The following is a 12,244-nucleotide window of genomic DNA, read 5'->3' on the forward strand; positions in this document are numbered from 1 at the left end:
TTTATTGGAATTTAGAAATAAAATAATCTACAAATGCATTTGTAAATATTTCCATACCTAATATTAAAAAAATAAAAATCAATGCAAATTTCAACTGAAATGTAACAATAAAAGGCGAGAATGAAGGCATAGATTTTGTTCCATAACCATAATAAATATCTAAAATAAAACCAATAAAGAATAAAGGTAAAGCGAAGGCAAAGGCAAAGGCAAACATTCTTTTTATTTCATCAGTAGCTAGTTGAACTCCATCATAAGAGAAAATATTAAAACTTCCTAAATGAATCATAGAAAAGCTTTTTACTAAAATAACTAATGTCATTTCATACATCCCTGTTTGAAAAAACAACATTAAGGCAATCCAATAAAGTAGATTAGCAATTATCCCTTGTTGTCCACCAGTAGATGGATCAAACATTGAAGCCATTGATAATCCAGTTGAGTATTCAACAAACTCTCCAATTATTCTAACTGCTGAAAATATAATATTAATTAACATTGCAGCAGTAAGACCTAATGTTATTTCAGAGATTAAACTCATAATAAAGTTATCTGCATTAACATCTGATGTAATATCTACTAAAGGGAAAATAAAAATTGTTAAATAAAATGCAAAAGCTATTCTTACTGTTGATCCAATAGATGTATGTCCAAAAACTGGCATAAAGGCAACAAAAGATAATATTCTGGCAAGAAGAAGAAGAAATTGATATAAAATATCTTCATTAAGTAAAGATAAAAAGGCTTCCATTACATATAATCTATACTTTTTTCTTCTCTATCTTTATTCTCTTCTTTTAGTTGTAAAATTGATTGAGTATCCATTTGTTGTTCAATTTTTCTTGGATTTTGTCCTTGACCACTTTGATTATTAAACGATGATTGATTATTACTATTTTGATTTGAAGAACTAAAATCTAAATTGAATTCCGTACTTTCATTAAATGTTTTATTTAATGAATTTTTTAATACGTTTTGATTTTCAACTAATGCATCTAAAGTTGAATTACTTGAAGCACTCAAACTAATAGATAATCCATTACTTTTGTCACTTTTCATCAAAATAGCAATTGAACCTAATGTTGTAGGATTTAAATTTATTCTAAAAGCAGTTACAGGTGGTTTATAATTTTCATACATTTGCTTTGCAATATCAGACATCATCGTAGCCATTTGTTGTCTTGCACCTATTATTTTTGATTGAATATTAAATGATAATGGTGAATTTACATTAATTATTGCATCATCTGCTAAGTTAATTGTATTTTCTAATAAAGCAGCACTTGCTTCAACTGACTTAGTAATTAATCCTTTGATATCATCACTTTTAATATTTTTATCTAAAAGAATATTATCAATAAAATCTTTTTTATTTTCAGTTTTTAAATTAATTGTTTTAACTTCAACTTTTTCAATTTCAATATCTTTATCTACATCAATACCTTCTAATCCTAAATCTAACATTTCAGCACTGGTTTTAACAGCATCAATTGAAGTTCCATCTTTTAAAAGAGTCACTGCTTCATTTTTATTAAACAATGATTGATTATTTATCTTATTTTTTTGAGAACCTAAATATAAGCTTGATATAAAATCTTTACCAGCAATTTCTTGTTCTGTTGGGTTAATATCATTAGTAGTCATATTTAAAGTGATTTTTGCACTATTTTTTAAAATTAGTTGATCCATCAAAGACATTTTTTGATCTTTTGTATTACTTACTAATTCTGAAGAATTTTTATTTACATCTTCAATAACTAAAGATTCATCTGGAAGGATACTACTATTTTCTAAATCACTATCAACTAATACCGTTGAATTTAAAGATTCTTTTTCATTAGATAAATCAATATTATTTGTGATATTTTCTGTACTTATTTCTACTTCAATAGAATTATTATCTACAATATTATTTGATAATAAATCTTTTCCATTATTTACTAATTTCGACTCATTGATTATCGATGTATCATTATTATTTATCTTATTTAAAGACGAATCTATAGTAATCTCTTTTGTTATCTTTTTTTCACTATTTTCTTTTACATCAATTTTTTGTTCGATTGATTTATTTGAATTTGACTCAAGTTTAGGAGTAATAATTTCTAATGTATTTTCTACTACTTTATTTTTTGTTTCTAAAGGTTTTTCAATTTCTGAAAGAACTAACTCTGAAGTATCTTGATTTAACTTATTTTCACTATCTAAACTATTATCCTTAGCATTGATATTAATTAAATTTGATGTATCTTGAATATCTGTATTTAATTTATTTGTTAATGTGTCATCTAGCATTTTTGTTGTTGTAGTTTTTGTATCATCTGTTAAATCTGCAGTTTTTAAATCATTACTTTCATCTTTTTTAACTTCTTTGATATTTCCATCTACTGTTGTTTCAATATTATTCAATAATGTACTATCAGTCTTTCCATTTTTAGTATCAGTCTTTTCATTTCTAATGTCAATATTTTCATTTGTATTTGATGCTTCTTTAGCACCTTTTTTTGCTTCTATTATTAATCTATCTAATAAAGAACTTGTACTAACTTTTTGCTCTTTATCAGTACTAGATATATCTTCTTCAGGCAATGCTACATCTTCTGTAGTTTCAATATTATTAAGTGTAGTTACTACATCTTCTTTTTTTATTTCTGATATAACAGTCGTTTTTGTATCAACATTTGATTCATCTTTTGGCATACTATTTAATAATAAAGAATCAAATAAAGAAGGTTTATCTTTTAATGGTTGATCCGTTGTTGATGTAGTATTTGTATTTACTATTTTATCTGTAGGAAGTAAATTATCTATTATGTTTGACATTTTAATTACGCATTTAATATATCTAATGTTTTAGAATCAATATTTTTATGAGTATTAAATGAAGCCACATTTGCTTCATATGATCTCGTTGCTTCTATCAAATCTACCATTTCAACAACCGGATTAATATCTGGATATGCTACATACCCATCTGCATTAGCATCAGGATGAGCAGGTTCATATCTCATTACAGGTTTTGCTTCTGATTGTACAATTGATTTGACTCCAACACCTCTCAATGCTAAATCAGAATTTTTATTATTTGTAGTTTCAACATCATTAGAATTTGTTTTATTAGTATTAGCTAAAAGTACATCTTGAAAAACAACTTGTTGTTTTTTATATGGACCACCCTCTAAAGTATGAGTAGTTTTTGCATTTGCAATATTAGCACTTACAACATTTATTCTTGTTCTTTGAGCACTCATACCTGAAGTTGCTACATTATAACCATCGAAAAAACCCATAACTACTCCTTTTACTAAATTTGCATTCTCATAATTTCTTTATATGCACTTATTGCTTTATTTTTAACTTCTAATGCTAATTTCATAGATAATTCAGCTTCTTCAATTTTTTGAACTGCTTCTTGTAAATTAGTAACTTTACCACTTGCAATTCCTTCCATAGCATTATAACCCTCAACTTGTTGATTGTTAACATCAGAAATAGCATTATTTAACATATTTTGAAAAGATTTGTCATCACTCTTTTCAATTTTATTATTTGTGTTTAAACTCAAAGAGCCAATTGAATCTGCTATTGAAGATATATTCATAATTTACCTCTTATTTTGTCTTTTTTTGATCTTTTGTATTTGCGTCTATAACGTCTTTTACTGTTAATTCATTTAACATAACTTGAATTTTCTCTTCATTATATTTAAAATTAAATTCATTTCTTTTATTATCAAGACTAAAAAGACTAATAATCAAAGAGAGCATCATATTGCTAATGCCTTTTAAAGATATAGTTACTAAAATTATACCTAAAATCATCTCCATTGGAGTAAATAAATCTGCATTAATCGTAAAAAAAATTAATGTTGCAAAAAATCCAGTTGCAATATAAAATCTAAATATTCCACTATTTATTACAGTTTGAGAGAATCGTTCTACAACCATGATTCTCTACTTGAAACAATAAAAATAGAATTAATTAAATTTAATTTTAACACCTAGAACAGACCTTAATGAATGTTTTTTAATAATTGATCGATAATCACTTGTAACTGTTTTGTTGTTTCATCAGATGAAAATTCATTGGCAAATAATTTTCTAAGCCTTCCTGTTGTAGAAATATTTGCAGAAGTTGAAACGTTTCCTATATATTCTACCATAAAATCTTTATTTAATCTATTTTTTTTTCCCAAGTTTACTAAAGAATTGGCTATGGTTTCGCCAATTTGATAATTTCTTGTATGATTAAAACTCAACATTAATTTACTTTTATCAAGTGAAAGCATTTTCATCAATGAGTACACATCAGTTAATGCACTTGGATCTGTTGTAGTAATTGCCAAAATATTATCAGAAATTGATAAAAATTCTTTTACATATTCATTTAATCCCGCACCAGTATCAATAAGTAAAACATCGAATCTATTTAATTCAATTATATCTTTAACTATTCTTGAGAAAACAAAACTGTTTCGTGTAGAACTATATTGATAACCACTTCTGCCTGCAATTAAATGAATATTTGAATAGGCTGTTGGGGTTATAACCTCATCTAATGTTTTAGTACCATCAATATATTCAAATAGAGTATTTTGAGGTTTTATATCAAATAAAACTTGCATATTTGCTAAACCAATATCAGCATCTAAAACTGCTACATTAAAACCTCTGCGTGAAAGTAAAAAAGCCATATTTGCAGTAAAAGTTGATTTTCCAACACCACCTTTTCCTGATGTTATTGTTACAAGTTTTGTTTTAGAATAATTCTTTTTTACTCTATTAGTAAGATTAATTAATTTACTGGCTTGTGAAGAAATTGTATTAAGCAACTCTATCTCCTAACACATTGTTTATTCATAAAACAATCAATTAGATATGTTGAATCAGAAACAATTAAATCATCTGGAACATTTTGTCCAATTGAGAAATATGTAATTGATTTTTTTGTTTTGTGAGCAAAAGAGATAAGGTTTCCAAAACTTCTTGTTTCATCTAATTTAGTAAAAGTTAAATAATCAATAGAAAGCCTAGAATAATTCTTATAAATCTCTAATAAATCACTATGTTTAACATTTGCAGGAAGTACTAAAATCTTCTCAATTGGTAACTCTTCAACTCTTTTCTGATATTCATTTATAAGTTCAATTTTATCAACATCATATTGACTTGAACCTGCTGTATCAATAAAAATATAATTACAATCTTTTAATCTTAAAAGTGCTTCAGATAATCCCTCAGGTTTTTTTACAATCTCTAAAGGGAGTCTCATAATATTTGTATAAGCTTGTAATTGCTCAATTGCACCAACTCTAAAAGAATCAAGAGTTACAATACCAACTTTATAATTTTGTCCCAATTTATAAGCATATCTTGCTGCAAGTTTCGAAATAGTTGTAGTTTTGCCGACACCAGTTGGTCCTACCATCATAATTATTTTTCTTTGATGTTTTCGCAAAGGTACTTCATGTTTTATAGGAATTACTCTTCTTAGAATCAATTTAAAAAAATCATTAACTTTTTTTGGATTTGACTTTAATGCAATAGGTAATTGTTTAATAGTTTTTTTCATAATAGTATAAGTCATTTCTTGATCAAACTCATTTTGTTCAAAAATATTATACATAGATGCAAATTCAGGAGGAATAGTTAAATCGTAAAGTTGACTTTTTGGATTCCAAATTGATTTTTGAACTTGTTCTAAAACACTTTGCATTTTTAGGATTTCTTCTTTAAAATCATAAACTTGCGTTTTTATTGGCTGAGAATTTTCACTTGCTTTAGTTATTGCAGTTTTTGTATATTGTAAATTTTTCTTTTTTTGTTCATCTTCAACAGCCACAACAACTTCATACATACTTTTACCATTTTGTTGTGTTGATATTTTTTTTGTAGATATTACAATTGCATCTTCTCCGCACTCTTCTTGTGCTTGACGTAGAGCAATTGTAGGGGTTTCTCCTAAGAAAGAGAGCATATTCATTTTATTCTTCCATCTTTATATATTTGTTCTATACTTCCATCTGTATTTTTTATACGAATAAAATCATTATTTTCATAAATAATTTTACCTTTCTTTTCGATTTTAACACCACCGAAATTAAAAACTATAGATTCATCTTCATATTTTTTTACATCTTTTAAACAAATAATTGTATTTTTATTTATGTAATGAGTTGTAATATACTCTTCTTTTTGTATATGAGATAATTGTAAAGGTACACAAGTTTTATTTAGTTCATCAATATTTTGTACTTTAACTTTTGTGTTATCAATTTTTTCTTCAAAATTTATAGATTCTTTTGAAATTAATACACTAACAGCAAAAAGATTCATATTTAATATAAAAACTATAAAACTAAGCTTTAATATCAAAGATTTTTCCTCCGTTTGCCGCACTTATTTCAGCAACCAATTCCTTATACATTTGTTGAACTGGTAATACAATTGAAGCTAACTTTCTATTTAATTCATAAAGTTCTTTTAATTGTATTTCTAATAAATCAACACTTGCTCTATAAATATTAACATCTTTACCTTCTTGTATCTTTAATATAAGTTCATTATTTAACTGTGCTTTTAATAGAGTAATATTATCTATCATAACATGCTTTTCATCATTTCTTTTAAGAAGTTCTTCATGCTTGGCAGCTTTTATATCTTCAATATCCAAAGAAATAGAGTCTTTTAATTTTGTAATCAATTCTGACATATTTTTTATAGTATTTTCAATCATAAGAACCCTTATTTATTATTTTTAGTTAAAAATTCATATAACATATTGCTAATTCCTAAACTTCCAGAAGAGTTATCAGCAATAGCTTGTGTATACATTCCTTTTATTATATCAGAACCAGCACCTTCCCCTGCAACTTTTGTTGATCGTAAAGATACATCCATAATTTGATTTAAAAAAAATGATTCAAAATCATTACAAACTTTTTTTAATTGTTCATCATCATTATTTTTTAAGTTTTCTTGTTTTATATTACTTAATTTACTACTTTGTAATAAATCTTGATTTATTACATTATTAGTTCCTATTTCCATTATTCCAACCTATCGAAGAAATTTTCTTGCGTTAAAATATCTTGTTGATTATCTTGAGAAAAGAATCTCATTTCAACCCTTCTATTATCAGCTGCAACATCACTCTTAGGATGAAATGAACCATAAGCTGAAACCTTTAATATTGATGGATCAATTTTATTTTTAATTAATTCTTTAACTACTGAAATAGATCTCAAAGCAGATATATCCCAAGCATCACGTGGAATTGTACTACTTAAAACTCTATTAGTATCAGTATATCCTATTATTTCAATATTAAAAGTTTGAGGCATTGTTCTTATAACTCGTGCAATTTTAGAAATAAATGTCTTTGCATTTGCATTTGTTAATTCATATTCACCATCATCAAACATTATACTTGATGGAATATCTAAAACAAACTCATTTTTGCCTTTTTCCATTTTAATTTCTTGACTTTCAATATTTTGACTAGAATTCATTTCTTGAACAGCTTGTGCAACATTCTGTTCAGTATTATCAAAAGAACTTTCATTTGATGAATCATTTTGATCTGAAGTTGAACTATTATTTTGAGTAGAATATGAATCACTTTGAGTTTCCACATCTGTAGATGCATCAATAAATCCCATTGCTTTTTTCATAATATTAAAATATTCTTCAACTTTAACTTTATCCATAACCGCCATAGATAATAAAAGAATAAAAAAGGTAAGTAATAATGACATTAAATCACCAAATTGTACAAGCCAACCGGGTAAACATTTAGGACATTCTGGACATTTATTTTTTGCCATTATTCAACTCTACTCTACAACTTCAACTAAAATAGAATTTAATTGCATTTTTATATTTCCTATTGATTCTTCAGCAGCAATCATTGTTGCACCATGAATAATTACTTCACAGGCAGTTGCTTCTTTTGAATGTTTTTGAGATAATTTACTTTCAGCAATACCAGCAAAAAGAGTTCCAAGTAACGCACCATATAAAGTTGTTAACAAAGCAACAGCCATAGCAGGTCCAACAGCTGCAGGATCAGATAGATTTGCAAGCATTGCAACAAGTCCAACAAGAGTTCCAATCATTCCCATTGCACCTGCAGTTCCACCTATATTCCCAAAAATAGATATCATAGTCGAATGTCTTTTTTCCATATGTTCTAACTTTAATTCCATTAATGGCTGTAAAACATCAGCTTTTGTTCCATCAACTAAAAGTTGGAATGCTTCTCTAAAAAAAGGATTCGTTTCTTGTAACACTTTTTGCTCAATTTGCATAACACCATGTTTTTTAATCTCCGTTGCATAAAAAACAATTTTTTCAACTAATTCAGGCAGAGGTTCAACTTTAACTTCGTTTAATGCAACTTTAAATGCGGGCATAATTCTTTTTAAATCGCTAGATTCAAATTGAGCAGCAGTAACTGCAATTGTACCACCAATTACAATTACAACAGAGGGAACATCCACATAAGGGCCGAAACCAACTCCCCCTAAAATTATGGCGAGAGCAATTAATGCCCAACCTCCTCCTAATCCTCCTGCGGTACTTTTATCCATAAATTACAATCCTATATGATTTAGTCTAAAATCTTCATTTCCGATTTTCTTAATTTTAAGCCCAAATTTTCCCTCTACAATTACAGCTTCACCCACTCCAATTTTTACGCCATTAACTAAAACTTCCAATGGTTCATTTACCATTTGCTCAAGTTCTATAATTTCTCCAACATCCCATCTTAAAATATCTTTTAATAAAACGACTTTTGTTCCTAATCGAACACTAAGTTTTAATTTTATGTTATATAAAAGTTCAAGATTTTTTGGAGTTTGTACCGTTGGTTGATTCGAGTACATATTATAATTATTATTTGACATAACAGTTGGCGTCTCACTTCTTGTTTCTATTTCATCTGAGTTTACTCCTGTAATAGAAGAAAAGAATGGTAAAATCATATCATCAAAACATATAATAAAAGGCAATTTTTCATCATCCAAAGAAACAATCATTTCATAAATATTTGTTTTATTTTCTAATGAAGAACCTTCAATAATTATTGAACTTTTTACTTCTGATTTTATTGTTCCAATATCACCTAATCCTTGTGCATTAGCAGAAGTACAAAAACTTCCACAGATATTTGAAATTATTTCATTTACAGCATCTGTAATTTCATCATCAATATGTTCTTTTAAATCTCCCATTCCTCCAAGCATCAAATACTCAAATTTCGTAGCAGTTAATGTTGGTATATAAAAACTAATTTTAGGAGAGATTCCTTTAAAATCAAATTTAACAATACATTCAACAAGCTGCGTAGAATCAAAATTATCACTAACTAAAGCTACTATATCTTCAATCTGAGCACTTTTTGATAATAATTGTTCTAATGTATTTGAGAGTTCTTCTTTAAATATATTTGATAAATCTGATGCCAATTAAAACTACCTTTATTTATTATTTGAATTTTCTAATTCTTGTAAAACAAATGCTTTAACTTTCATCATATCCTCTGTTGGATATTTATATTCAGCTTCACCTCTTGTTATTTTTACAAAAAAATCTTTCGAACTTTTATTGTATCCGAACTTTACATTATCTAAAGTTACTTCATTTTTATCTGAAATATTTTCAGTACCTAATGCTTTTTTATATTCATCTTCTTGGATAACTTTACTCTTTTGATCAACATTACTAACTTTTTGGATTTTTTCTAAATTATTAGCTTTAGAATTATCTATCTCTGCAGTTCTACCAATTTCCATAATATCCTCCTTAAAAAGTAACTATTTTAAGCCATTATAGCAGAAAAAAATTAAATTATTTAAGAATCTTTGTATAAACTATAGAGATTCCAAATACTCATCAAATCCTATTAATTTGAAATCTATCAAAGAATCTAAGTAAGGTCGAATCAAATATTGCTTAGCACTTGAAATTTTTAACTCTTGAATTAATTGAATTGCAGTTAAAAAATCTGCATCTTGATCATTTAAAATGGCTTTAATTAATGATATTTGTATTGAGGCATCATTATATCTTCCCGCTTCTAATAATGCAGCAACCATTAAATACATCGTATATTTATCTTCAAGTTTATATTCTAATTGTAAATACTCTAAAGTTTTTATAGATTCATCAGGTGCATTAGAGTGTAAATCTTTTAACGCTTTAGTTCTTAAATATGAAGGTGTTTTTTTACCTGTAATATTCATATCAGCTTTTGAGAAAAGACCTAAACCTTTCAAAATATCTACATAATATCTTGTAATAATTAGTGGACCTTCTAAAAATTGATTATTTAATGTTAAAGGTAATGAATCTTGTAATCTTGAATGATAAGAGTAATCTGTTTCACTTTTTCTTCGTTGAACTAATTTTATTAAAAATGTTAAAGGATCTTTAAAATGCTCATCTAATAAAATATGATTTTCATCTAATTTTCCACTATCCATAGCTTTTAAGAAATCTATTGCTTGATAAAATATAGTACTTTCATATTCTAAAGGTTTATCTGCTGATGTGAATTGAGGGTTAATAAATAATTTGTATATTTCTTTAGAAAAATAATTATAAAGACCATTATTACTTTTTATATTTGATTCTATATACTCTTTATCTTTTACTTTTATATTTAATCTATTCGCAGTTATTAAATACATAATTGAGTAAAGTTTATTACCTGGATTTAATTTATATGCTCGTTCAAAATACTTAAAGGCATTATTAAAGTCATTTATTTGAGCAAAAGATAGTGCCAAATTATAAAAAATATAAGATTTTGTATCTTTAGTCAACATTTTCTGAAGTTCCACAACTCTTATAATTGGGTCTTCTTTTACAATTTTAAGAAATTTTGCATTATATTCAACCATCTCTTCAAGATTTAAAATACTTTCTTTTTGATTATAAATAAAACCTTTCAAACTATCATAAATAATCTCCTGAGAATCTGAAAAAATAAATGGTGCAAAATAAAAAATAAAATCAACTTTTCTATCTTCATCAAATTTTATAACTGAATCTAAATATTGTTTTGTTGTATATTTATTTTTATTAAAAAATATTTCTAAAGGTAATTCAGTATTCGCTTTAAAAGTGTTTTTTCTCTCATTTATTAAATCTAAAGTCTCTTTTAATCCTTCAATATTATTCATTTTTAAATCAGTATAACTTAAAAACCATAGAATTTTATCGATTGTATTTGGATTTACATTTTGATCTTTTGCTTTTTTTAATAATAAACTTGCTTTTTCATACTCTTTTAATTTTATATAAATTAATGCTTTTTTTAAATCCATAGCATAATCCATTGTATTTAAAACATCTAAAGCATTCTCATACTCTTTTAAAATTATATAAGTATCAGAAAGCATTCTTTTTGAGTGTTCTGATAAATTTTTAAATTTTTTTGAAACTTTTACGATAGTATCAAGATACTTATTATCTTTTGAGATTTGATATAGATAATAACATGCTGACATATAAGGGAAAGTATGAATATTTGCATTTTCTGGTTTTTCATAAATTTTATTTAAATACACTATTGCATTATCAATTGAACCCAATTTATAATATGCAATTCCCATGTTTAAATAAGATGGAACTTCAATTATTTTAGAAGTTTTTTCAAAAAGTTTAATTGCTTCTTCGTATTCATCTTTACTTAAATGTAAAACTGCTTTATTAAAATCAATTTGTAAAGACAGATTCTCTTGAGATTTTTTTAATTTCTCAAACTGAAATATTATTTCAGGTTGTGATTCAATTACATCTTCATTAGCACATAAAGTATAATTTATAAATATAGCTGTTAATAATAATTTATATACTAAATTCATGTAATATTAAAACCTAAACCATCGCATTAACTTGGGCATAAAGCTCTTCATTTCTTTTTTGTAATTCATCTAATCTATTTTTTAAGTTTATATTTTCTATACGTAATACTTGTAAATCATCTCTTGCTACTTGTAATGTACCTTGATTAGTTTTTAAGGTATTTGCACTTATCTTTACTTGTTTTTCATATCTCTCAATCAATGATTCAAATTTACTTACTTCTTCTTGTAAAATGTTTTTTTCTTCATTTACTTTTTTATATAAAGATTTATAAACGTTAGAACTTGAGAAAAAGTAGAGTAATAAAACCCCTAATACAACAATTAATAAAAAATTTTCCAAATTAATCCTATTCAAATATAAATAGAGTA

16 protein-coding genes are annotated in these 12,244 nt (G+C 25.9%); all 16 read right to left on the reverse strand.

Going from position 1 to position 12,244, the window contains the following annotated elements; translation table 11 throughout:
• Window position 1 precedes the first annotated feature (1 nt).
• Window positions 2-751, reverse strand: a complete 750-nt coding sequence (locus AVENP_RS12815) for a flagellar biosynthetic protein FliR (RefSeq protein WP_128359657.1) — start codon at window positions 749-751, stop codon at window positions 2-4.
• The gene (locus AVENP_RS12820; RefSeq protein WP_128359658.1) at window positions 751-2,823 is read right to left on the reverse strand and encodes a flagellar hook-length control protein FliK; all 2,073 of its coding nucleotides are present in this window, start codon (window positions 2,821-2,823) and stop codon (window positions 751-753) included. Before AVENP_RS12820 ends, AVENP_RS12815 begins: the two co-directional genes overlap by 1 nt.
• Before the next feature lie 5 nt (window positions 2,824-2,828).
• Window positions 2,829-3,290, reverse strand: a complete 462-nt coding sequence (gene flgC, locus AVENP_RS12825) for a flagellar basal body rod protein FlgC (protein WP_128359659.1) — start codon at window positions 3,288-3,290, stop codon at window positions 2,829-2,831.
• Window positions 3,291-3,304: 14 nt separating this feature from the next.
• Entirely contained in the window at window positions 3,305-3,601 is a 297-nt protein-coding gene (gene fliE / locus AVENP_RS12830) for a flagellar hook-basal body complex protein FliE (RefSeq protein WP_128359660.1), read from the reverse strand.
• Window positions 3,602-3,611: 10 nt separating this feature from the next.
• On the reverse strand, window positions 3,612-3,947 hold the full coding sequence (locus AVENP_RS12835; RefSeq protein ID WP_128359661.1) for a hypothetical protein: 336 nt from the start codon (window positions 3,945-3,947) through the stop codon (window positions 3,612-3,614).
• 65 nt (window positions 3,948-4,012) lie between these two features.
• Window positions 4,013-4,831 (reverse strand): P-loop NTPase, encoded by an 819-nt coding sequence (locus tag AVENP_RS12840; RefSeq protein ID WP_128359662.1) that lies wholly within the window; start codon window positions 4,829-4,831, stop codon window positions 4,013-4,015.
• A 2-nt stretch (window positions 4,832-4,833) separates the two neighbouring features.
• Window positions 4,834-5,982: a flagellar biosynthesis GTPase FlhF gene (flhF, locus tag AVENP_RS12845; RefSeq protein ID WP_128359663.1), complete on the reverse strand. Its 1,149-nt coding sequence runs from the start codon at window positions 5,980-5,982 to the stop codon at window positions 4,834-4,836.
• Window positions 5,979-6,374, reverse strand: coding sequence for a hypothetical protein (locus AVENP_RS12850; protein WP_128359664.1), 396 nt, complete (start codon window positions 6,372-6,374; stop codon window positions 5,979-5,981). Before AVENP_RS12850 ends, flhF begins: the two co-directional genes overlap by 4 nt.
• The gene (locus tag AVENP_RS12855; RefSeq protein WP_128359665.1) at window positions 6,358-6,735 is read right to left on the reverse strand and encodes a hypothetical protein; all 378 of its coding nucleotides are present in this window, start codon (window positions 6,733-6,735) and stop codon (window positions 6,358-6,360) included. The genes AVENP_RS12850 and AVENP_RS12855 overlap by 17 nt, the downstream gene beginning before the upstream one ends.
• A gap of 8 nt (window positions 6,736-6,743) precedes the next feature.
• Window positions 6,744-7,049, reverse strand: a complete 306-nt coding sequence (locus tag AVENP_RS12860) for a rod-binding protein (protein WP_128359666.1) — start codon at window positions 7,047-7,049, stop codon at window positions 6,744-6,746.
• Window positions 7,049-7,825 carry a flagellar motor protein MotB gene (locus tag AVENP_RS12865; RefSeq protein ID WP_128359667.1) on the reverse strand — a complete coding sequence of 259 codons (777 nt, stop codon included), beginning with the start codon at window positions 7,823-7,825 and terminating at the stop codon, window positions 7,049-7,051. Before AVENP_RS12865 ends, AVENP_RS12860 begins: the two co-directional genes overlap by 1 nt.
• A 9-nt stretch (window positions 7,826-7,834) precedes the next feature.
• Window positions 7,835-8,590, reverse strand: a complete 756-nt coding sequence (locus AVENP_RS12870; protein ID WP_128359668.1) for a motility protein A — start codon at window positions 8,588-8,590, stop codon at window positions 7,835-7,837.
• A 3-nt stretch (window positions 8,591-8,593) separates the two neighbouring features.
• A complete protein-coding gene (locus AVENP_RS12875) occupies window positions 8,594-9,469 on the reverse strand; it encodes a FliM/FliN family flagellar motor switch protein (protein WP_128359669.1) in 876 nt (291 codons plus the stop codon).
• A 12-nt stretch (window positions 9,470-9,481) separates the two neighbouring features.
• The gene (locus AVENP_RS12880) at window positions 9,482-9,796 is read right to left on the reverse strand and encodes a flagellin (RefSeq protein WP_128359670.1); all 315 of its coding nucleotides are present in this window, start codon (window positions 9,794-9,796) and stop codon (window positions 9,482-9,484) included.
• Between the two features lie 78 nt (window positions 9,797-9,874).
• Window positions 9,875-11,872: a tetratricopeptide repeat protein gene (locus tag AVENP_RS12885; RefSeq protein ID WP_128359671.1), complete on the reverse strand. Its 1,998-nt coding sequence runs from the start codon at window positions 11,870-11,872 to the stop codon at window positions 9,875-9,877.
• A gap of 13 nt (window positions 11,873-11,885) precedes the next feature.
• Complete coding sequence (locus AVENP_RS12890; protein WP_128359672.1) at window positions 11,886-12,215, reverse strand: hypothetical protein; 330 nt, start codon at window positions 12,213-12,215, stop codon at window positions 11,886-11,888.
• Window positions 12,216-12,244 lie beyond the last annotated feature (29 nt).

Origin of the sequence: Arcobacter venerupis, assembly GCF_013201665.1 — a bacterium.
GTDB lineage: Bacteria > Campylobacterota > Campylobacteria > Campylobacterales > Arcobacteraceae > Aliarcobacter > Aliarcobacter venerupis.